At 70.9% G+C, this 20,075-nt stretch carries 19 protein-coding genes and 2 pseudogenes; 10 read left to right on the top strand and 11 right to left on the bottom strand.

Features of this window, described 5'->3' with window-relative positions:
• The first annotated feature begins 94 nt into the window (after positions 1 to 94).
• The gene (locus OG395_RS23595) at positions 95 to 1,363 is read left to right on the top strand and encodes a D-alanyl-D-alanine carboxypeptidase family protein (protein WP_327244737.1); all 1,269 of its coding nucleotides are present in this window, start codon (positions 95 to 97) and stop codon (positions 1,361 to 1,363) included.
• On the opposite strand, the gene OG395_RS23600 is transcribed toward OG395_RS23595, so the two are convergent.
• Complete coding sequence (locus tag OG395_RS23600; RefSeq protein WP_327244738.1) at positions 1,311 to 2,240, bottom strand: YihY/virulence factor BrkB family protein; 930 nt, start codon at positions 2,238 to 2,240, stop codon at positions 1,311 to 1,313. The genes OG395_RS23595 and OG395_RS23600 overlap by 53 nt on opposite strands.
• A gap of 184 nt (positions 2,241 to 2,424) precedes the next feature.
• Positions 2,425 to 2,671 (bottom strand): annotated as a pseudogene (locus OG395_RS58415) (decaprenyl-phosphate phosphoribosyltransferase); the annotation flags it as partial.
• A gap of 301 nt (positions 2,672 to 2,972) precedes the next feature.
• Between OG395_RS58415 and OG395_RS23610 the strand changes: the two are divergent.
• The gene (locus tag OG395_RS23610) at positions 2,973 to 4,322 is read left to right on the top strand and encodes an FAD-binding oxidoreductase (protein WP_327244739.1); all 1,350 of its coding nucleotides are present in this window, start codon (positions 2,973 to 2,975) and stop codon (positions 4,320 to 4,322) included.
• Positions 4,323 to 4,368: 46 nt separating this feature from the next.
• Positions 4,369 to 5,124: a decaprenylphospho-beta-D-erythro-pentofuranosid-2-ulose 2-reductase gene (locus tag OG395_RS23615; protein ID WP_327244740.1), complete on the top strand. Its 756-nt coding sequence runs from the start codon at positions 4,369 to 4,371 to the stop codon at positions 5,122 to 5,124.
• A gap of 20 nt (positions 5,125 to 5,144) precedes the next feature.
• On the opposite strand, the gene OG395_RS23620 is transcribed toward OG395_RS23615, so the two are convergent.
• Together OG395_RS23620 and trpS are read right to left on the bottom strand one after the other, a co-directional pair.
• Positions 5,145 to 5,735, bottom strand: coding sequence for a 2'-5' RNA ligase family protein (locus tag OG395_RS23620; RefSeq protein ID WP_327244741.1), 591 nt, complete (start codon positions 5,733 to 5,735; stop codon positions 5,145 to 5,147).
• A gap of 141 nt (positions 5,736 to 5,876) precedes the next feature.
• Positions 5,877 to 6,890 carry a tryptophan--tRNA ligase gene (trpS, locus tag OG395_RS23625; protein ID WP_327244742.1) on the bottom strand — a complete coding sequence of 338 codons (1,014 nt, stop codon included), beginning with the start codon at positions 6,888 to 6,890 and terminating at the stop codon, positions 5,877 to 5,879.
• A gap of 232 nt (positions 6,891 to 7,122) precedes the next feature.
• On the opposite strand from trpS, the gene OG395_RS23630 reads away from it, so the two are divergent.
• From OG395_RS23630 to rocD, 4 genes are all read left to right on the top strand, one after another.
• The gene (locus tag OG395_RS23630; protein ID WP_327249435.1) at positions 7,123 to 7,674 is read left to right on the top strand and encodes an RNA polymerase sigma factor; all 552 of its coding nucleotides are present in this window, start codon (positions 7,123 to 7,125) and stop codon (positions 7,672 to 7,674) included.
• Positions 7,671 to 8,492, top strand: a complete 822-nt coding sequence (locus OG395_RS23635; protein WP_327244743.1) for a hypothetical protein — start codon at positions 7,671 to 7,673, stop codon at positions 8,490 to 8,492. The genes OG395_RS23630 and OG395_RS23635 overlap by 4 nt, the downstream gene beginning before the upstream one ends.
• 108 nt (positions 8,493 to 8,600) lie before the next feature.
• A complete protein-coding gene (locus OG395_RS23640) occupies positions 8,601 to 9,425 on the top strand; it encodes a hypothetical protein (RefSeq protein WP_327244744.1) in 825 nt (274 codons plus the stop codon).
• Between the two features lie 112 nt (positions 9,426 to 9,537).
• Positions 9,538 to 10,743: an ornithine--oxo-acid transaminase gene (gene rocD, locus OG395_RS23645; RefSeq protein WP_327244745.1), complete on the top strand. Its 1,206-nt coding sequence runs from the start codon at positions 9,538 to 9,540 to the stop codon at positions 10,741 to 10,743.
• 165 nt (positions 10,744 to 10,908) lie between these two features.
• Here rocD and OG395_RS23650 read toward each other — a convergent pair.
• Both OG395_RS23650 and OG395_RS23655 read right to left on the bottom strand, forming a co-directional pair.
• A pseudogene (locus tag OG395_RS23650) lies at positions 10,909 to 12,031 on the bottom strand (glutathionylspermidine synthase family protein).
• Between the two features lie 6 nt (positions 12,032 to 12,037).
• Positions 12,038 to 12,313: a hypothetical protein gene (locus OG395_RS23655; protein ID WP_327244746.1), complete on the bottom strand. Its 276-nt coding sequence runs from the start codon at positions 12,311 to 12,313 to the stop codon at positions 12,038 to 12,040.
• A 122-nt stretch (positions 12,314 to 12,435) separates the two neighbouring features.
• Between OG395_RS23655 and OG395_RS23660 the strand changes: the two genes are divergently transcribed.
• Positions 12,436 to 13,290 (top strand): hypothetical protein, encoded by an 855-nt coding sequence (locus OG395_RS23660; protein WP_327249436.1) that lies wholly within the window; start codon positions 12,436 to 12,438, stop codon positions 13,288 to 13,290.
• A gap of 31 nt (positions 13,291 to 13,321) precedes the next feature.
• On the opposite strand, the gene pdxR is transcribed toward OG395_RS23660, so the two are convergent.
• Positions 13,322 to 14,725: a MocR-like pyridoxine biosynthesis transcription factor PdxR gene (gene pdxR, locus OG395_RS23665; protein ID WP_327244747.1), complete on the bottom strand. Its 1,404-nt coding sequence runs from the start codon at positions 14,723 to 14,725 to the stop codon at positions 13,322 to 13,324.
• A 47-nt stretch (positions 14,726 to 14,772) separates the two neighbouring features.
• Between pdxR and OG395_RS23670 the strand changes: the two genes are divergently transcribed.
• Together OG395_RS23670 and OG395_RS23675 are read left to right on the top strand one after the other, a co-directional pair.
• Complete coding sequence (locus tag OG395_RS23670; RefSeq protein ID WP_327244748.1) at positions 14,773 to 15,285, top strand: carboxymuconolactone decarboxylase family protein; 513 nt, start codon at positions 14,773 to 14,775, stop codon at positions 15,283 to 15,285.
• A 70-nt stretch (positions 15,286 to 15,355) separates the two neighbouring features.
• Positions 15,356 to 16,084, top strand: a complete 729-nt coding sequence (locus tag OG395_RS23675) for an isocitrate lyase/PEP mutase family protein (protein WP_327244749.1) — start codon at positions 15,356 to 15,358, stop codon at positions 16,082 to 16,084.
• A gap of 16 nt (positions 16,085 to 16,100) precedes the next feature.
• On the opposite strand, the gene OG395_RS23680 is transcribed toward OG395_RS23675, so the two are convergent.
• The 4 genes from OG395_RS23680 to OG395_RS58425 form a co-directional block, all read right to left on the bottom strand.
• Positions 16,101 to 17,501: a B12-binding domain-containing radical SAM protein gene (locus OG395_RS23680; protein ID WP_327244750.1), complete on the bottom strand. Its 1,401-nt coding sequence runs from the start codon at positions 17,499 to 17,501 to the stop codon at positions 16,101 to 16,103.
• Positions 17,502 to 17,650: 149 nt separating this feature from the next.
• On the bottom strand, positions 17,651 to 18,640 hold the full coding sequence (locus OG395_RS23685) for a malate dehydrogenase (RefSeq protein WP_266982393.1): 990 nt from the start codon (positions 18,638 to 18,640) through the stop codon (positions 17,651 to 17,653).
• Between the two features lie 182 nt (positions 18,641 to 18,822).
• Positions 18,823 to 19,308, bottom strand: coding sequence for a DUF2690 domain-containing protein (locus tag OG395_RS58420; RefSeq protein ID WP_442818592.1), 486 nt, complete (start codon positions 19,306 to 19,308; stop codon positions 18,823 to 18,825).
• A 5-nt stretch (positions 19,309 to 19,313) separates the two neighbouring features.
• Positions 19,314 to 19,868 carry a helix-turn-helix domain-containing protein gene (locus tag OG395_RS58425; RefSeq protein WP_442818593.1) on the bottom strand — a complete coding sequence of 185 codons (555 nt, stop codon included), beginning with the start codon at positions 19,866 to 19,868 and terminating at the stop codon, positions 19,314 to 19,316.
• Positions 19,869 to 20,075: the final 207 nt, after the last annotated feature.

Here is a 20,075-nt window from a genome sequence, read left to right on the forward strand (position 1 = left end):
CCGGAGCGCCCGGGGTGGGCTGTCCCAGCGTCGCGGACGGCCGGTCAGCAGGTCCACAACACTCGTCACATCATCAGCCTGTACGTTTCCGACCGTGCCCGCTCTGAAAAAGACCGCGCTGACGGTCATCTCCGCCGCCCTGTTGTCCACTTTTGCCATCAGTCCCGCGTCAGCGGTCGACAAGGACATTGCCGACGACCCGAAGCCGACCGTCCCGATGTCGAAGGTCGGCGGCGCGCAACTCGGCCGGGTCGGCACCCAGGTCGAACTGGGTCCCGGCGCCCCGGTGCTGCCGAAGGACCTCACCGGGCGGTCCTGGATCGTCGCGGACGCGGAGAGCGGTGAGGTGCTCGCCTCGCACAACTCGCACTGGCGGCTGCCCCCCGCGTCCACCCTGAAGATGCTGTTCGCCGACACGGTCATGGACTCGCCCGAACTCCAGCCGAAGACCCGGCAGCACAAGGTGACGGACGAGGACCTCGCCGATGTCGGCGAGGGCAGCAGCCTGGTCGGCGTCAAAGAACGTCTGACCTACACGGTCCACGACCTGTGGCTCGGTGTCTTCCTGCGCTCCGGCAACGACGCGGTCCATGTGCTGTCCGCGATGTACGGAGGCGTGCCCCGGACCGTCGCCGCCATGCAGGCACACGCCGAGGAGCTGCAGGCCCTCGACACGAACGTCGTGTCTCCCGACGGTTACGACGCACCCGAACAGGTCTCCAGCGCGTACGACCTCACCCTGTTCGCCCGCAGCGGGCTGCAGAAGAAGGACTTCCGCGAGTACTGCTCGACGGCCACGGCCGACTTCCCCGGGGAGAAGAAGAAGGGGAAGAAGCGCGGGACCTTCGAGATCCAGAACACCGACCGGCTGCTCACCGGCGCCGGCGGCGTCGAGCCGTACAAGGGCATCGCAGGCGTCAAGAACGGCTACACCACGCATGCGGGCAACACCTTCACGGGCGTCGCCGAGCGCAACGGCAAGGTGCTGCTCGTCACCGTCATGAACCCGTCGTCGAAGGAGCCCCACGCCGTCTACAAGGAGGCCGCGAGCCTGCTCGACTGGGGCTTCGACGCGGCCGGCAAGGTGACCCCGGTCGGCGAACTGGTCCCCCCGAAGTCCGCACAGACGGGCACCGAATCGGCCAACGGCAACAGCGTCTCGGGCACCTCCGGCCCGGGAAGCAAGGATGCGGGCAAGCACGGTCAGGCCGCCACCGGGGCGGCGGCCACCAAGCGCTCCGGCGGGGTCGGGATCGCACTGGGGATCGTCGGCGGAGTGCTGGTGCTGCTGGCCGGCGGCGCGTTCCTGGTCAACCGGCGCTGGCCGCTGCCGGACCTGGTGCGCCGCCTCCCTCGCCGCTGACGTCCGCGACGCCCGCCCTGATGTCCTTGCTGCTCGGCGTCGCCGTCCAGGCGGCGCAGAACAGCAGCAGCCTCGCCGTGAAGTTGATCCACAGCAGGAGGGCGATCGGCACACCGAAGGCGCCGTACATGCTCTTCGACGCGACACTCTTCATATAGCTGCCGAGCAGCAGCTTGAGGAGTTCGAAGCCGATCGCCCCGATCACCGCCGCTGTCAGCAGCCTGCGCCGCGGTGGCTTCACGCCCGGCAGCAGTGTCAGCAGATAGAGCAGCAGCAGGAAATCGGCCACAGCCGCCACGAGCAGGGCCACGGTCTGCAGCAGCACTCCGCCCGCGCCATGGTTGGGGATGCCCAGGAGGCCGGCGGTCCAGCCGACCGCGGTGGAGCCCGCCGTGGAAGCGGCAAGGGTGACGAGCGCGGCTCCGCCGAGGCCGATCAGCAGTCCGGCGTCCTTGAGCTTACGGACGACCGGATTGCCCTCGTCCACATCGTCCTTCTCCCAGACCGCGCGCAGACAGCCGCGCATCGCACCGATCCAGCCGACGCCGGTGAAGAGCAGCAGTGCACCGGCGACCAGCCCGACCGTGCCCGCATTGGCCACCAGATTGCTGATGCCGAGCTGGTCGGAGATGCCCGGCACCTGGTCGGCGATCGACTTCTCGATCTTGTGCAGCTGCTCGTCGGAGAGCAGCGCGGCGCCGATCGCCGCGCCGACAGCGATCAGCGGGAAGAGCGCCAGGAAGCTGATGAAGGTGATCGCGGCGGCGAGCCTGGTCCAGTGGACCAGGTCCAGCCGTTCGTACGAGCGCCAGGCGTGCGTCATCATCAGCCGGGCGACGAGTGGCCCGATGACGGGAAGATTCTTCAGCCAGTCCATGACGTGCGCGTACCCTCCTGGGCGCGGAAAACCGGTGTGCGGGCCCGGGCGCGCGGGCGCCGGGTGGTGCCGGGCCGGGCCCGTGGGCGACACGGCCGGACCGACCAACTGCACCACAGAGCCGCGGGCGTCGACGGCGACCAACACCCGGTACGGCCGAGGCGGAACCCGGCAGGCGGGCCCCTCACAGGTCGGCGACCGCCAGTTCGTACGGGGCCATCCGCACCAGCCCGATGAGGGCGAGCGCCCGGTCTCCCGGCACCACGCCCTCGGGAGTGCCGGGCGTGCCGCGGTCGGCAAACACCGCGTACCGCAGCACTGCCAGGACGGGCGGGGTCATCGGCAGCGGGCGCCGGGGCCGCGGGCTCCCGTCGGCCGTGCCACCGCTCTCCGGCGGCACAACAGGAGGCAAGGGCCACGGCCCCGGCTGCCGGACGAAGCCCCGCGGCCGGCCGGAGGGCGCTGTGCGCCGGCCGGGGAGAGCGCGCGGGCGGCGGTGGCCACGTGGGGATCCGTACCGCAGTCGCACAGCGGGGCGAGTACCCATCAGTCGGCGAAGAGCCTCGCATCGCGCATCCGTCACCCCTCTTCCGGGTCTTCCCGAAGCGAACTCTTCTGGTCAATAAAGGAAGTTGCGCGTCATTGATGAGTGAAACTCCTTCAATAACCCATTACGGTGAGCTATGTAACAAATCCCGCAAAGGTGTTTTCTCGGGCGATACGGTCACCACCATGTCTGTCGACACCGTCTCCCTGACCGGCTGGGGTCGTACCGCCCCGACGACCGCCCTGCGGTTCCGTCCCCGTACGTACGAGGAGGCGGCGGTCGCGGTGCGCGGCTGCGGACCCCGCGGTTCCATCGCGCGCGGTCTGGGCCGGGCCTACGGCGACGCGGCACAGAACGCGGGCGGCTCCGTCCTCGACATGACCGCGCTGAACCGGATCCGCACCATCGACGCCGCCACCGGTCTGGTGGTGTGCGACGCGGGCGTGAGCCTGCACCGGCTGATGGAGGTACTGCTGCCGCTCGGCTGGTTCGTGCCGGTGACTCCCGGGACCCGTTACGTCACCGTGGGCGGAGCGATCGGCGCCGACATCCACGGCAGGAACCATCACGTCTCCGGCTCCTTCTCCCGCCACGTGCAGGACATGGAGCTGCTGACCGCCGACGGAAGGATCCGTACGGTCCGGCCCGGCACCGCTCTCTTCGACGCGACCGCGGGCGGCGTGGGATTGACCGGGGTGATCCTCTCGGCCACGCTCCGGTTCCAGCCCGTCGCGACGTCACTGATGTCGGTCACCACCGAACGGGCTGTCGATCTGGACGACTTGATGGCCCGGCTCACCTCCTCCGACCACCGCTACCACTACTCGGCCGCCTGGATCGACCTCCTCGCCCGGGGCAGGGCGACCGGGCGGTCCGTACTCACCCGAGGGGAGCACGCGCCCCTGCATGTGCTCCCGGCGCGCGCCCGGCGCACACCGCTCGCGTTCCGCCCGGGACACCTGCCCGTCGCGCCCGCGTTCGTACCGCACGGACTGCTCGGCCGCACCTCTGTCGCCCTGTTCAACGAGCTCTGGTACCGCAGGGCCCCCACGTACCGCATCGGCGAACTCCAGAAGCTGTCCACGTTCTTCCACCCGCTGGACGGCGTACCGCACTGGAACCGGGTGTACGGCCGCGGCGGCTTCGTGCCCTACCAATTCGTCGTCGGACTCGGGCAGGAGGAGGCGCTGCGCCGGATCGTGCGCCGGATCTCGCGACGGCGCTGCCCGTCGTTCCTGGCCGTGCTCAAACGGTTCGGGAACGGCGATCCGGGCTGGCTGTCGTTCCCGATGCCCGGGTGGACGCTCGCCCTCGATCTGCCCGCCACGCTGCCGAACCTGGCCCGCTTCCTCGACGAGCTGGACGACGAGGTCGCGACGGCCGGTGGCCGCGTCTACCTGGCGAAGGATTCCCGGCTGCGTCCCGAGACGCTGGCCGCGATGTATCCGCGGCTGCCCGAATTCCGGGCGCTGCGCGCCGAACTGGACCCGGACGGGGCGTTCCGTTCGGACCTCTCCCGCCGCCTCGGCCTCTGAGCCCCCGCACTGCCCGCCCCCTCCTCCCCCCGCTAGGAGTGTTTTCGTGAAGGATGCCTTCGGTGCCCCGCAGTCCCTGCTCGTCCTCGGTGGGACATCGGCGATCGGGCTCGCCACCGCGCGCCGGCTGATCGCCCGCCGCACCCGCACGGTCTGGCTGGCCGGACGCCCCTCCCCCGCCCTGGAATCGGCCGCGGCCGAACTGCGGGAACTGGGTGCGTACGTCCGTACCGTCGCCTTCGACGCCCTCGACTCCGAGTCCCACGAGACCGCTCTCGGCAAGATCTTCACCGAGGGCGACATCGACATGGTGCTGCTCGCGTTCGGCGTCCTCGGAGACCAGGGACGCGACGAGGAGGAACCGCTCTCCGCGGTCCGGGTCGCCCAGACCAACTACACCGGCGCCGTCTCCGCCGGACTGGTGTGCGCCGGCGCACTCCAGGCGCAGGGGCACGGATCGCTGGTGGTGCTGTCCTCGGTGGCGGGTGAGCGTGCCCGGCGCGCCAACTTCATCTACGGGTCGAGCAAGGCGGGCCTGGACGCGTTCGCCCAGGGGCTGGGGGACGCGCTGCACGGCACGGGGGTGCATGTGATGGTCGTACGCCCCGGCTTCGTACGGTCGAAGATGACGGCGGGGATGCCGGAGGCACCGCTCGCGACAACCCCGGACGCGGTCGCCGAGGCGATCGTGACGGGACTGCGGCGGCGCTCGGAGACGGTGTGGGTACCGGGGGCACTGCGGGTGGTGATGTCGGCGCTGCGGCACGTGCCGCGGCCGCTCTTCCGGCGCCTGCCGGTCTGAGCGCACCGCTTACGGAAGCCTCAGGGCTGCAGGGACGGCTCGTCCACCGAGCTGCCGCCCTGCGCGGGCACGGCGGGCGCGCCACCCTCGGCCCCGAACGGGAACTCGTTGATCTTGCGCCAGACGGCGTCCGGACCCTGTTCGTACAGTGCGAAGGAACCGCAGGTCCAGGACGCCTCGTAGTCGGCGAGCTCCTCGTACGCCCGGTCCATCGCCTGCTCCGGGATCTCGTGCGCCACGGTCACATGCGGGTGGTACGGGAACTGCAGCTCGCGCCCCAGCGGGCCGGACGCGTCCCGCACCCGCTTCTGCAGCCAGGAGCAGGCAGACGCGCCCTCGACGACCTGGACGAAGACGACCGGCGACAGGGGGCGGAAGGTCCCCGTGCCGGACAGCCGCATCGGAAAGGGACGGCCGCCTGTCGCGATCCCCGCGAGATGCCGCTCGATCGCGGGCAGGTCGGCCGCGTCCGCCTCGGTCGGCGGAAGAAGCGTGACGTGGGTGGGAATGCCGTATGCGGCAGGATCCCCGAAGCTCGCGCGCCGCTCCTGGAGCAGGCTGCCGTAGGGCTCCGGGACCGCGATCGAAACGCCGAGCGTAACGGTCCCCACGTCGTTCTCCTCACTCTTCGAAGTCGGTGACCGGCGTGCCGTCGTCACCGCGGTCGATGGCTGGATTCAGACCATCACCGGGGTTGGTCTCCCACCGCCAGTGTGCAGCCTTGAGCCGTCATCTCGCCAGGGTCCTTGGACTCAGTGCTTCGCGGGCAGAAAGCCCATCCGGTCGTACGTCCGGGCCAGGGTCTCGGCCGCCACCGCCCGGGCCTTCTCCGCCCCCTTGGCCAGGATCGAGTCCAGCGTCTCCGGGTCGTCGAGATATTCCTCGGTTCGGGTCCGGAACGGTGTGACGAACTCGACCATGACCTCTGCGAGGTCGGTCTTCAACGCACCGTAGCCCTTGCCCTCGTACTTCTGCTCCAGATCCGCGATACCCGTGCCGGTGAGGGTGGAGTAGATGGTCAGAAGGTTGCTGACACCTGGCTTGTTCTCGACGTCGTACCGGATGACCGTGTCGGTGTCGGTGACCGCGCTCTTGACCTTCTTGGCCGTGGTCTTCGGCTCGTCGAGCAGGTTGATCAGGCCCTTCGGCGTGGACGCCGACTTGCTCATCTTGATCGACGGGTCCTGCAGGTCGTAGATCTTCGCCGTCTCCTTGAGGATGTACGGCGCCGGAATGGTGAACGTGTCTCCGAACCGGCCGTTGAAGCGCTCGGCGAGGTCGCGGGTGAGCTCGATGTGCTGGCGCTGGTCCTCGCCGACCGGGACCTGGTGGGCCTGGTAGAGCAGGATGTCCGCGACCTGGAGGACCGGGTACGTGAAGAGGCCGACGGTCGCCCGGTCGGCGCCCTGCTTGGCGGACTTGTCCTTGAACTGCGTCATCCGGGAGGCCTCGCCGAAACCGGTGAGACAGTTCATGACCCAGCCGAGCTGGGCGTGCTCCGGGACATGGCTCTGGACGAAGAGCGTGCAGCGCTCGGGGTCGAGACCGGCGGCCAGCAGTTGGGCGGCGGCGAGCCGGGTGTTCGCACGCAGCTCCGCGGGATCCTGCGGAACGGTGATCGCATGCAGGTCCACAACCATGTAGAAGGCGTCGTGGGACTCCTGCAGCTCCACCCACTGGCGGACTGCGCCGAGGTAGTTGCCGAGGTGGAACGAGCCTGCGGTGGGCTGGATTCCGGAGAGCACGCGGGGGCGTTCAGAGGCCATAGAACTCATTGTCTCAGGTACGGAACCGATCTCCGGCAGCCGGTGTATGAAAGGTGTGAGGACGCAGGAGGGGGCCCTGCAGAGGGGCTGGGAGGGGGGCCGCGCCGTCGAGGACAGGGGTGCGGACCGCGCTCCCGGGCGTGCCGGAGGGCAGGCCGAGGGGCGGGTCGAACAGCGGACCGGGACCCGTGCGGAGGCGCCGGAAGGGGCGGCGGCAGAGGGCGAGGCCGCGGTGATCGCTCGTGTGCGCGCCGGAGAGGCGGAGGCATACGCGCAGCTGGTGCGCGCCCACACGGGCGTCGCGCTGCGGGCCGCGGTCGCCTTCGGAGCGGGGGCCGAGGCGGAGGATGTGGTGCAGTCCGCGTTCTTCAAGGCGTATCAGTCGCTCGGGCAATTCCGGGAAGGCGCGGCGTTCCGTCCGTGGCTCCTGCGGATCGTCGTGAATGAGACGAGGAACTCACTCCGGTCGGCGGGCCGGGCGCGGGCTGTGGCCGGGCGCGAGGCGGTGCTGCGGGGCGCCGAGCCGGTGATACCGGAGTCGGCGGATCCGGCGGTGGCGGCGCTCGCGGAGGAGCGGCGGACGCTGCTGACAGCCGCGCTCGACGAGCTGAGCGAGGAGCATCGGCAGGTGGTCACCTACCGATACCTGCTGGAGATGGACGAGGCGGAGACGGCACGGACGCTGGGCTGGCCGCGGGGGACGGTGAAGTCCCGGCTGAACCGTGCGCTGAAGAAGCTGGAGAAGAAGCTCGGGACCGGGGTGGGAGGGGGTGACGTGGGATGACGGGTGTGAATGATCCGGACCGGGCGCGCCTGCGGGCGGAGCTGCTGGCGCTGGGGCGCGGGATGAAGGTCCCCGAGCCGGAGGGCGGCGGGCTGACGATGGCCGAGCGAGTGCTGGCGCAGATCGTCGCCGAAGCGGTCCCGGTGCCCGTGCCGGTACTCCCGGGACGGCTGGAGCGGGCCGGGGCGTGGGCCCGCCGGCGGGCCCGTCTGATGGTCGCGGCTCTCTCGGGCCTCCTGGTCGTGCTGGTGCTGACGCCTCCGGTGCGGGCGACGGTCGCCGACTGGTTCGACTTCGGCGGGGTGGACGTGCGGTACGACCCGTCCGCGCCGGTCCCCGCGCGGCCGGGAGCGCCGGTGCCGGGCTGCGGCACCCCGGTGACGACGGAAGAGGCGGCGCGGCGGTCGGGTTTCCAACCGGTCGTGCCCAGGGCGCTCGGTGCGCCGGACGCGTTGTCCGTGTCGGGGCTGCCGGAGGGCCGGTGGATGGTCACACTGTGCTGGCAGGAGGCGGGGCGGACGATACGGCTCGACGAGTTCGCGGCGCCGCTGGATCCGTACTTCACCAAACAGGTGCGGGAACAGCCGGAGTGGCTGAAGGTGGCCGACGGCCGCGGCGGCGCGGTGGACGGCCTCTGGTTCGCGAGGCCGCATGTGCTGCGGTTCGGCCTGGTCGACGGGGACGGTGTGCGGTGGTCACGGTCCCAACGGACTGCCGGACCCACCCTGTTGTGGGTGAAGGACGGGCGGATGACACTGCGGCTGGAGGGCGTGGCATCGCGGGAGCGGGCCCGTTCGGTCGCCGGTTCCGCGCTCTGACGGTCCGGAAAACTTTTCGGCCCGGGAGGGGAACCTGCGGGGCCCGGGCGGTGTACCAGAGGTGACACGGTACGGGCGGTCCGTACCGGACAGCGCAAGGGGGACGTCATGCGAAAGCCAGGAGGCCGGCTCGCGGAACAACAGCCAGGCTTTCGATCCACCCGGCGGCCGGTGGGCTGCTTCCGATTTCTGCGACGGCTGGCCGTGTCGGCGGCGGCGGTGTGCGGGCTGAGCCTCTTTCTCGCTCCGGGTGCGGTGGCGGGCGGGCCGACGACGGTGCTGGTCGCCTCACCGGACAGCGGGAAGGCGACCGCGCTCTCCGTCTCGGATCCGAGGTACACCAAGCTGGAGGCGCTGCTGGGCCCAGCGGGCGAAGGCGACAAGGAGCGGCCCCAGAGCCTGGACGGGGCGGTGGGGACGCGGCAGATCAATGTGACCTGGATGGCCCACGACCTGGAGCCGATGCGGACCGACCGGGTCTTCCCGGGAGACGACCCGGACATGGTCTGGATACACACGGCCTCCGAAGTTCCCTATACCTACCGCGGGTACTGGCACCGGGCGAAGAAGCCGGCGGAGCTGGTAGCGCTGTTCAAGCAGCTCGGGCTGCTGGGGAAGAAGAGCAGCGAGGAGGCGTACGCGGCGCTGTTCCCGCAGCCGTGGGAGGACAGCGGGCAGTCCGCCCCGCAGGGCCGCGCGGCGGGCCCCGCACCGGCACCGTGGCCCGCCGCGTCCGCTGCCCCGACGGCGGCCGGGACCTCCGGCTCGTCCGACCGCTTCAACGGTGTGTGGTGGGCCGTACCCGGGCTGGTGGCAGGGGCGGCGCTCGCCCTGGCCCTGCGGCCGCTGGCGACCCGTCGAGGCGGCGGGGGTGGGGGCGAGGGCCGGTACGGCCGGGAGACCGGTCCACGTCAGGAACTCCTCGACCTCTGACTGCGCAAACGCATGGGCGCGCCGTGGATTGAAGGTTTCCTCCCCGAGGATCCGACCGACGATACAAAGTGGGCAATACCCCAGCCCACGCCGCACGACGAACGGAGATCCCGTGTCGACCACGGAAACTGCCATCGCCTCCGCCGAGGCGCACAGCGCGCACAACTATCATCCGCTTCCGGTCGTCGTCGCCTCGGCGGACGGCGCCTGGATGACCGACGTCGAGGGTCGGCGGTACCTCGACATGCTCGCGGGCTATTCGGCGCTCAACTTCGGCCATGGCAACCGGCGTCTGATCGAGGCCGCCAAGGCGCAGCTGGACCGGGTGACCCTGACCTCGCGCGCCTTCCACCACGACCGGTTCGCCGATTTCTGCACGCAGCTCGCCGAGTTGTGCGGCATGGAAATGGTGCTGCCGATGAACACGGGGGCGGAGGCGGTGGAGACGGCGGTGAAGACCGCCCGCAAGTGGGGCTATCGGGTCAAGAACGTCCCGGACGGCATGGCGAAGATCATCGTCGCCGCGAACAACTTCCACGGCCGGACGACGACCATCATCAGCTTCTCCACGGACCAGGAGGCTCGGACGGACTTCGGCCCGTACACGCCGGGGTTCGAGATCGTGCCGTACGGGGACCTCACCGCGCTCCGTGCGGCAATGACCGAGAACACCGTGGCGGTCCTGATGGAGCCGATCCAGGGCGAGGCCGGGGTGCTGGTGCCGCCGCCCGGCTATCTCCCCGGGGTCCGCGAGCTGACCCGAGAACGGAATGTGCTGTTCATCGCGGACGAGATCCAGTCGGGTCTGGGCCGGACGGGCAAGACCTTCGCCTGTGAGCACGAGGGCGTCGTGCCGGACATGTACGTGCTCGGCAAGGCGCTGGGCGGCGGCGTGGTCCCGGTGTCGGCCGTCGTCTCGTCGGCCGAGGTGCTGGGGGTCTACCGGCCCGGTGAGCACGGTTCGACGTTCGGTGGGAATCCGCTCGCCTGCGCGGTCGCACTGGAAGTCATGGCGATGCTGCGTACCGGTGAATTCCAGCAACGGGCAACGGAGTTGGGTGACCACCTCCATCAGGAGCTGGGGCTGCTGGTGGGCGGCGGCGCCGTGGAGGCGGTGCGGGGCCGTGGGCTGTGGGCGGGCGTGGACATCGTCCCGAGCCGCGGCACGGGCCGGGAGATCTCCGAGAAGCTGATGGACCGCCGGGTGCTGGTCAAGGACACCCACGGTTCGACGATCCGGATCGCCCCGCCCCTGGTGATCAGCAAGGAGGACCTGGACTGGGGCCTGGAGCAACTCCGGGAGGTGCTGCGCGGCTGACCGGACGCGCATGTCGCCCCCGGCCGGCGCTCGGAGCTACCAGGGCTTTTGGCCAACGCGGAAGGGGGTCCCCCTGGCCCTCAAGGCCTTGAGGGAGGGCGTGCCGGACGGTGCGACGGGGCAAAGCTTGCCGGGAGGGGCACTAAAAGCTTGCCGGGAGGGGCACTAGAGGATGACGTGGGGCAGGAAGCGGGCGTACTCGTCCGTGACCAGCCCCGCCGATTCCCGGATGCCGAGCCCTGCCGCCTCGTCCTCGACGACCCAGGCACCAAGCACCACCCGATTGCCGTCGAAGTCCGGCAGAGGGGCCAACTCCTGGTAGCAGCACGGCTCGTCCCGTATCACCGCGGGGCTTCCCGGTTCATGGATCGTGACACCGGCGCCCTCCCGGCCGAGCAACGGCTTGGCGACATAGCCACGGCCACCCTTCCCGTCCGCGGCCAGTCAGCGCCTTGTTGGAGAGGAGCATCTTCCAGGCGGGCTCGATCCAGCAGGTGGTGCCGGTTCCGCCCCCGTTGTCGAGGGTGTCCAGGACATGCGGGCCGAAGCGGTCGGTCGCCAGCCACTCCCACGGGTACAGCTTGAAGCAGCTGCGGATGAAGCGGAGCCGCTCGTCGACGAACCGTCCGGTCAACCGGTCCCAGCCGATCTGTTCGACGGAGAGTGCCTCGGTGTCGATCCCGGCCTGTTCGGCGGTCTCGCGCAGATACGCGACCGTCATCAGGTCCTCGCCGAGTTCGTCTCCTTCGGAGTGGGCGAAGTGCAACGGCCCCGGTGGCAGCAGTGCGGCCTGCCGCTTCCATGCGGCGACGAGACGCTCATGAAGGGAGTTCCACTGGTCGGCGTCCGGGAAGCGGTCCTCCATCCAGAACCACTGGGCGCCGGCCGCCTCCACGAGTGAGGTGGGGGTGTCGGCGTTGTACTCCAGCATCTTCGCCGGGCCGGTCCCGTCGTAGCACAGGTCGAACCGGCCGTACAGGGAAGGCAGTTCGGCGCGGCGCTGCCAGGATTCGGTGATCAGGGCGGCCAGTCGGCGGTCGGTGATGCCGAGCTCGGTGAAGCGGTCCTGGTCGACGATGTGCGCGGCGGCGGCCAGACACATGGTGTGCAGTTCCTCGACGACGTCCTCCAGTGCCTCGATCTCGGGCAGCGAGAAGACGTAGTAGGCGCTCTCGTCCCAGTACGGGCGCAGGGATCCGTCCGGGTAGCGGGTCAGCGGGTAGACGATCCCCTGCTCTTCGACCGTCTCCTGCCAGCCGGGGCGCGGCTGTACGGTGCGGCGTTCCATGACCGGTCAGCCACCGCTCGTGCCGGAGCAGCCGAAGCCGCCGCGGTCGACGGCGGACTTGTTGAAACTGCCGCCCTGCACGGTGCCGCCCTTGGAGGTGCCGCCGTAGTAGTAGTCGCCCTTGCCGTTGCTGTTCTTGCACTCGTAGCTCGGCAGCTTGGAGTGGGTGACCGGGTCCACGCACCGTTTGTCCGGCTCCGAACCGCAGGAGGTGATCGCCGCCGCGAGAACGCCCATGGAACCGAGCACCACCGTGCTCGACCTCAACCTGCGCTTGGCCATTTTTCTGTCTCCCCGTTGTCCGGTTCACGCCATAGGAACGTTCGTCAGATTAGAGGGCTGCTGGATTCGGCCGGAACCCGGTGGGCCGGGACCCCACGTAGAGTCCCCATGTGCTCTTCGGGATGATCTGCGCGCTCGGATCCGCGGTCTGCTTCGGTACGGCCTCCGTCCTCCAGGCCGTAGCCGCGCGGGCCGCCGCCGGGCCGGGGTCCGGTTCGGGGGTCGATCCGGCGCTGTTGCTGCGCGCCGTGCGGCAGTGGCGCTACATGGCCGGACTCGCTCTCGACGGCTGCGGTTTCGTCCTCCAGATCATCGCCCTGCGCTCCCTGCCGATCTATGCGGTGGGCGCCGCCCTCGCCGCGAGTCTCGCGGTGACGGCCGTGGTCGCCGCGCGCCTGCTGCACGTGCGGCTGAGCCGTACCGAGTGGGCCGCCGTCGGCGTGGTCTGCGCGGGTCTCGCCATGCTGGGGCTCGCCTCCGGCGGCGAGGGCGATCGGACCGGCTCGACCGCCCTGCGCTGGTGGATGCTCGGTATCGCGCTGGGTGTCCTGCTGATCGGCGCGGCGGCCGGGCGGCTGCCGGAGAAGTCGCGCGCACTGATGCTGGGGCTGGGGGCAGGGTGCGGTTTCGGGGTGGTCGAGGTCGCTGTGCGGCTGATCGACGACGTCTCGCCGTCCGCGCTGGTCGCCAACCCGGCGACCTATGCGCTGCTGTTGGGCGGAGGTGCGGCGTTCCTGCTGCTCACGTCCGCGCTGCAGCGGGGCTCGGTGACGACGGCGACGGCCGGCATGGTGATCGGCGAGACGATCGGCCCGGCGCTGGTGGGCGTCGTCTGGCTCGGGGACCGTACGCGGGAGGGGCTCGGCTGGCTGGCGGTCACCGGGTTCGCGGTGGCGGTCGCGGGCGCGCTGGCGCTGACCCGCTTCGGCGAGGCCCCGGCGGACACCCCCGGGCCGGCCGTCCCGGGCGCACAGTAGGGCGTACTGCGCCGGTGCGCTCTCCCCGCCCCTACGGGAGCACCCGGCAGAGCGCCTCCAGCGTTCCTGCCCAGGCGCTGTCGGTCGGCGCCCCGTAGCTGATGACCAGGGCGTCGCTGCCCGCCTCCGCGTCCGTGTGCCGGAAGCGCGCCAGGCCCTCCAGCGCCAGGCCCTGCCAGGCAGCGGCCTGGATCACCGCCCGCTCGGTGCCCTCCGGGAGTTCGACCACGGCGTGCAGACCCGCGGCGATCCCGCTGACGCGGAGCGCGGGGGCATGTTCGGCAAGCGCCGCGACGAGCTGGTCGCGGCGGCGCCGGTAGCGCAGCCGCATGGAGCGCACGTGGCGGTCGTAGGCACCGGACTCGATGAACTCCGCGAGCGTCAGCTGGTCCAGCGTGCTCGACACCCAGTCGACCTGCCCCTTCGCCTCGGTCACCTCCCCCACCAGTCCCGGCGGCAGCACCATCCAGGCCAGCCGCAGTCCCGGCGCCAGGGACTTGCTGGACGTCCCCAGGTAGACGACCCGTTCCGGGTCGAGGCCCTGGAGGGCGCCGACCGGCTGCCGGTCGTAGCGGAACTCCCCGTCGTAGTCGTCCTCCAGGATCAGCCCGCCCGTGCCCCGCGCCCAGTCGACCGCCGCGGCCCGCCGGTCCGGATGGAGCGGGACCCCCGTGGGGAACTGGTGCGCGGGCGTCATCAGGACCGCGCCCACCCCGCGCATCCCGGCCAGTTCCTCCGTCCGGGAGCCGAGTCCGTCGAGCGGCAGGCAGAGGGTGCGCAGTCCGGCGTCAGCGAGCAGCTTCCAGTGCATGTCCAGTCCGTACGACTCGACGGCCACCTCGCGCACCCGTCGCTGCCGCAGCACCTTCCCCATCAGCATCAGGCCATGGACGAAGCCGGAACAGATCACGATCCGCTCCGGGTCCGCGTACACGCCGCGCGCCCGCGCCAGATAACCGGCCAGTACGGTGCGCAGCTCGATGCGTCCGTGCGGATCGCCGTATCCGAAGGCGTCGTTGGGCGCGGCGGTCAGGGCGCGCCGGGCCGCCTTGAGCCAGTCGGCGCGCGGGAACGTGGAGAGATCCGGCGAGCCGGGCATCAGGCTGTACGCGGGCCGTCGGCGCACCGGCCTGGAACGCGGCGCCGTCGTGGCCACCGGACGCGGTTCGGCCCGCTGCGCGACCCTCGTACCGGAGCCCTGCCGGGCGGTGAGCCACCCCTCGGCGACCAGTTCGGCGTAGGCGTCGGCGACGGTGTTCCGGGCGATACCCAGGTCCGCGGCGAGGGTGCGGGAGGAAGGCAACCGGGTACCGGGTGCCAGCCGCCCGGTCCGTACGGCCTCCCGCAGCGCGTCCATCAGCCCGGCCCGCAGCCCTGCCGCAGCAGTCGGGTCGATGTGCAGGTCGGCTCCGAAAGTGGCCCAGGAATCCTTCATGGAAATGGACCATACCTGTGCGCCATCCACCCCGTAGCGTTGTACCCATGACTACGAACGAGCACTCCCACCCGAGCTCCGACCGCGCCCCCGAGCACAGCGCCCGCCTGCACTGGGCCCAGCTCGCCCCGGATGTCTACAAAGCCATGGTCCGGCTGGACGCCGCGTCCCGTAAGGGCCTCGATCCGGTCCTCGCCGAACTGGTGAAGGTCCGCGCCTCGCAGCTGAACCACTGTGCGTTCTGCCTCGACATGCACACCAAGGACGCGCTCGCGGCGGGCGAGTCCGTCGAGCGGATCGTTCAACTCAGCGCGTGGGAGGAGTCGCGGCACTTCTACACGGAGAAGGAGATCGCGGCGATCGAGCTGACGGATGCCGTGACGGTTCTGACCGACGGTTTCGTGCCGGACGAGGTGTACGAGAAGGCCGCGAAGCATTTCGAGGAGGCCGAGCTCGCTCAGCTGATCGCCGCCATCACGGTGATCAACGCCTGGAACCGGTTCGGTGTGACCACCCGGATGGTCCCGGGTCACTACACCCCGGGCGACAGCAAGCACTGACCCGGATCCGTCAGATCCGGTCCGGGCCGTGCTCCGGTCCGTCAGTTCACCCCACCCCAGGAGCCCCGCGATGACTGTGTCCGTCCTTCGTGCGCTGCATCACGGCCGCGCCCCCGGCGATCCGCTGGTCCTCCCCGGCCCGTGGGACGCCGCGAGCGCCCGCGCCTTCGCCGACGCGGGCTTCCCGGCGCTGGCCATCCCGAGCGCCGGGGTCGCGGCCTCGCTCGGGTACGAGGACGGGGCGACGCCCGCCGCCGAGATGTTCGCGGCCGTCGCCCGGATCGTGCGCGCCGTCCCCGTACCCGTGTCGGCGGACATCGAGGCCGGTTACGGGCTGCCGCCGAAGGAGCTCGTGGAGCGTCTTCTGGCCACCGGCGCGGTCGGCTGCAATCTGGAGGACTCCGCGGACGGCGTCCTCCTCGACCCGCAGCGGCAGGCGGACCGGCTGGCGGAGGTACGGGCGGTGGCGGGCGAGGACCTCTTCGTCAACGCCCGCGTCGACACGTACGTACGCGGCGTCCCTGACGGCACGGACCCGGAGGCGGAGACGATCGCCCGCGCCCGGCTGTACGCGTCGGTCGGCGCGGACTGCGTCTACCCGATCGCCGCGCCGCCCGAGTCCCTTCCCCGCCTGGCCGCCGCCATCGCGACCCCGCTCAACGCACTGGCGCTGCCGGACGGCCCGACCCCGCGCCGGCTCGGCGAGCTGGGCGCCACGCGCATCACCTTCGGCCCCGGCCTGCAGCGCCGAGCCATGGCAGCCGTGCGGGAGATGGCCGACCGGCTGCACGCCGGCTAGCCGGTCGGGCGGCGCATCACCGTGCGCCGGGCGAGCCGGCCGTGGCCTGTCGTCCGCCGAAGGCCGCCAGGGTCCGTTCCAGCATGGGCATGGCCCGCACCACGTTGCGGGAGCGGATCAGGGCGTCCCAGGCGGGTTCGAACTTCTTCCAGCCGCCGGCGTACGCCAGGTGTCGCATCCGCTCGTGCGTGCCCGGCTGGGCGGACGCGCCGCGCCAGATGTTGGACCACCGGTAGAAGTCCCGGTAGGCGCGCCAGTAGCCGTCCTCCAGTTGACGCGGAGTCATCCCCGTCGGCCGGTAGACGACATGGCGGGTGTCGTAGAGGTCCCAGTCCCGATGGACGATCCGGTCCTCGGCCTCCATCTGCTTCCACAGACCGGTGGACGGGTACGGCGTCATGATGTGGAAGGTGGCCGTCTCGATGCCCTGCTCGACGGCCCACTCCACCGTACGGTCGAAGACGTCCGGCCCGTCGTGGTCGAGTCCGAAGACGAAGCTGGCGTTGACCATGACACCGGCGTCGTGGAGCCGGCGGACGGCGGCCGCGTAGTCCTTGCCGATGTTCTGGTCCTTGCGGCGCTCGGCGAGGTTGGCGCTGTTGACGGTCTCGAAGCCGACGAACAGGCTGCGCAGTCCCGCGTCGACGGCCCGTTCCAGCAGATCCGGCTGGAGTACGGACTTGACGGTTCCGGCCGCCTGCCAGAGCCTCCCCATGCCGGCCATCCCGTCGAAGAGTGACTCCGCGAAGCGCCGGTTTCCGAGCAGATGGTCGTCGAGGAAGTACAGATGGCGGCCGGGCAGCCGCTCGATCTCGGCGAGGGCGTCGTCCACGGCCTGGGTGTAGAAGGACTTGCCGCCCTCGAAGAAGGCGTCCTTGTAGCAGAAGTCGCAGTGGTGCGGACAGCCGCGCGAGACGACGATCGAGTTGGGCACCAGATAGAGGTGACGCTTGATCAGATCCCTTCGCACGGGCGGCAGTCCGGCCAGCGTGCGCAGTGTGGAGTCGTAGCGGCGGCCCGGCACACCGTCCCGGAACTCCTTCAGGAAGAGGGGCCAGGTGTCCTCCCCCGGCCCGGTGAAAATCGTGTCGGCGTGCTCCGACGCCTCGTCGGGGAGCGAGGTCACGTGCAGGCCGCCCATGGCGACGTGCACGCCACGGGCGCGGAAGTGGTCGGCTATCTCGTAGCCGCGCCGGGCGGAAGTGATGTACGGCTGGACGACGAGCAGGTCGGGGCTGTCGAGCGCCTCGATGTCGACCCGCTCGACATGTTCGTCGAGGAGCGTCACCTCGTCGTCCGGGTCCAGGTAGCCGGCGAGGGTCGCCAGGCCGAGCGGTGGGAAGAGCGAGTACTTGATGGGCCGGAAGAGCGGGCTGGTCGCCTCGGTCAGGGCCGGAAGAATCATCGTCACACGCATGACCACACAGACCCGGTCGGGGCGCGGTCAGTTCCCGGGCGGGGCGTACGGGTCCGCATACACGGCCGCCCCCGGCAGCAGCGGCTGCCGAGGGCGGTGAGGTACGCGAAGGGCGTACGGACCGGATCGGGGACGACCGGATCCGACGGTCAGATCAGGCCGAGCTCGCGGACCGCGTCGCGCTCCTCGGTGAGCTCCTGCACCGACGCGTCGATGCGCGCGCGGGAGAACTCGTTGATGTCCAGGCCCTGGACGATCTCGTACTTGCCGTCCTTCGTGGTGACCGGGAACGACGAGATGAGGCCCTCGGGCACACCGTAGGAACCGTCCGACGGGATACCCATCGAGGTCCAGTCCCCGGCGGCGGTGCCGTTGACCCAGGTGTACACGTGGTCGATGGCGGCGTTGGCGGCCGAGGCGGCCGAGGACGCGCCGCGGGCCTCGATGATCGCGGCGCCGCGCTTGGCGACGGTCGGGATGAAGGTGTCGGCCAGCCACGCCTCGTCGTTGACGAGCTCGGCGGCGTTCTTGCCGGCGATCTCCGCGTGGAAGATGTCCGGGTACTGGGTCGCCGAGTGGTTGCCCCAGATCGTCAGCTTCCTGATGTCGGAGACGGCGGCACCGGTCTTGGCGGCCAGCTGCGAGATCGCGCGGTTGTGGTCCAGGCGGGTCATCGCGGTGAAGCGCTCGGCCGGTACGTCCGGGGCGGCGGCCTGCGCGATGAGCGCGTTGGTGTTGGCCGGGTTGCCGACGACGAGGACCTTGATGTCGTCCGCGGCGTTGTCGTTGATGGCCTTGCCCTGCGGCTTGAAGATGCCGCCGTTGGCGGAGAGCAGGTCGCCGCGCTCCATGCCCTTCGTGCGCGGGCGGGCGCCGACGAGCAGGGCGACGTTCGCACCGGCGAAGCCGACGTTGGCGTCGTCCGTGATCTCGATGTTGCGCAGCAGCGGGAAGGCGCAGTCGTCGAGCTCCATCGCGGTGCCCTCGGCGGCCTTCAGCCCCTGCGGGATCTCCAGAAGGCGCAGGTTGACCGGCACGTCCGGGCCGAGCAGGTGGCCGGAGGCGATGCGGAAGAGCAGCGCGTAGCCGATCTGGCCGGCTGCGCCGGTCACGGTGACATTCACGGGAGTGCGGGTCATGGCGATCTCCGTTAGACAGCTGGCGGTGGGGGTCCCTGCCCCTGGTGCTGGATATCCCCTGAATCTTGATGTGAAGAGATATCCAGCGGTCAGGCTATCCGACCCGGGACCTCCCGGCCGCCCGGCCCCCTGTGGCACCGCACACAGCCGGTCACTCACCGCTCACCGAACCCCGCCCGTTCTCACTCGGCGGCGGCGGTGGTGCACGCCTTCGTACCGGAGGCGAGGGTCGCGCATGCCCTGGCGTCGGCGGCCTTCTTCACTGCGACCATTGGGGTGTACGCGTCCGCGTCGGCGTCGACCGTGCCGCCCTGCCGCGCGGCACCGCCCGCGGTGATCCGTACCGTGTCCCCCCGGACGGCATCGGTGATGCGGGCCCACGCCGCGCCACACGTCCTGCTGTAGCGCACCTCGACGAGGCTTCCGCCGACCGTGGCGCTGGAGACCGTACGCGCGGCCCGGCCGCCGCACCCCATGCCCTCCGGGTCCCGTCCCGTGCAGTCGGCGCCGCTGCACCCGACCCCGGCGGGCGGTGCGGACGCACCGGTCGCCGACGATGCGGACGACGGGTCGGCCGCGGCCTTCCCGCCGTTGTCGTGGCCGCCCCGACCGGTCAGGAGTACCGCGGCGGCCAGCACCAGCAGTGCGCCCACCACACCGGTGACCAACAGGGTCAGCCTGCGGCGGTCGGCCGGCTCCCTCCGGACGCCGCGGGCCGGCGCGGCCGGTCCTCCGACTCCGGCGCCCGTGGTGCGTTCCCACGATGGATCGGTACGGAGGGCGGGCGGCCCCCGCCGCCCGCACCCGCGCCTTCACCCTCGTCCACGGCCGTGCCGGTGGTCCGGCCGCCGAAGCGGCGGCTCCTGTCGTCGCCCAACGGGTTCGGCCCGAACTCGCCGAGCGCCGCGCGCGCCTGCGCGACCCGGATGCCTTCCATCGTCAGGTCGTGACGCATCTCGGAGCGGCTCCAGGCCCGCTCCGCCAACTCCCACATGGTGGCCAGATGCGCCTGGTCGGTGCCCGTGACCTCGGCCAGAGCGACGATCGCCCCTTCGGGCGCGAGCAACCGCCCGTTCAGATAGCGCTCCCACGACGTCTTGCTGTAGCCCGTGCGGTCGGCCACCGCTGCGACACTCAGCCCGGTGCGGTCGATGAGCCTGCGCAGCTGGCCCGCAAACTCCCTGACCTGCGGGTCGAGTTCATCCGGTAATGCCTTCCAACGAGGCATTGTTCCCCCTCCGTTCCCCCGAACGTGCCTGGCGTGCCCCGCTCTTCCGTCGCCGTGTCGTCCCCCTGCCCCGATACGGCGGTGCACCGTTCCGGACTGCCCAGAAGGATGCCCGGAGGCAGGCTGCCAGTTCCGGGAGAGATGGCGCACGGTGGCATTCGAGGGATCGGCGAGCGCCCTCGCGCGCCCCCCTTCCGTGGCGCTCCA

The organism is Streptomyces sp. NBC_01320 (genome assembly GCF_035974375.1).
GTDB classification, from domain to species: Bacteria; Actinomycetota; Actinomycetes; order Streptomycetales; family Streptomycetaceae; genus Streptomyces; species Streptomyces yanii.

Bases quoted from the DNA above. Each gene is read 5' to 3' on its own strand.
- OG395_RS23600 (WP_327244738.1), bottom strand. From the start codon at position 2,240: ATGGACTGGCTGAAGAATCTTCCCGTCATCGGGCCACTCGTCGCCCGG.
- OG395_RS23610 (WP_327244739.1), top strand. From the start codon at position 2,973: ATGTCTGTCGACACCGTCTCCCTGACCGGCTGGGGTCGTACCGCCCCG.
- trpS (WP_327244742.1), bottom strand. From the start codon at position 6,890: ATGGCCTCTGAACGCCCCCGCGTGCTCTCCGGAATCCAGCCCACCGCA.
- OG395_RS23635 (WP_327244743.1), top strand. From the start codon at position 7,671: ATGACGGGTGTGAATGATCCGGACCGGGCGCGCCTGCGGGCGGAGCTG.
- OG395_RS23640 (WP_327244744.1), top strand. From the start codon at position 8,601: ATGCGAAAGCCAGGAGGCCGGCTCGCGGAACAACAGCCAGGCTTTCGA.
- OG395_RS23655 (WP_327244746.1), bottom strand. From the start codon at position 12,313: ATGGCCAAGCGCAGGTTGAGGTCGAGCACGGTGGTGCTCGGTTCCATG.
- OG395_RS23660 (WP_327249436.1), top strand. From the start codon at position 12,436: ATGATCTGCGCGCTCGGATCCGCGGTCTGCTTCGGTACGGCCTCCGTC.
- pdxR (WP_327244747.1), bottom strand. From the start codon at position 14,725: ATGAAGGATTCCTGGGCCACTTTCGGAGCCGACCTGCACATCGACCCG.
- OG395_RS23670 (WP_327244748.1), top strand. From the start codon at position 14,773: ATGACTACGAACGAGCACTCCCACCCGAGCTCCGACCGCGCCCCCGAG.
- OG395_RS23675 (WP_327244749.1), top strand. From the start codon at position 15,356: ATGACTGTGTCCGTCCTTCGTGCGCTGCATCACGGCCGCGCCCCCGGC.
- OG395_RS23680 (WP_327244750.1), bottom strand. From the start codon at position 17,501: ATGCGTGTGACGATGATTCTTCCGGCCCTGACCGAGGCGACCAGCCCG.
- OG395_RS23685 (WP_266982393.1), bottom strand. From the start codon at position 18,640: ATGACCCGCACTCCCGTGAATGTCACCGTGACCGGCGCAGCCGGCCAG.
- OG395_RS58425 (WP_442818593.1), bottom strand. From the start codon at position 19,868: ATGCCTCGTTGGAAGGCATTACCGGATGAACTCGACCCGCAGGTCAGG.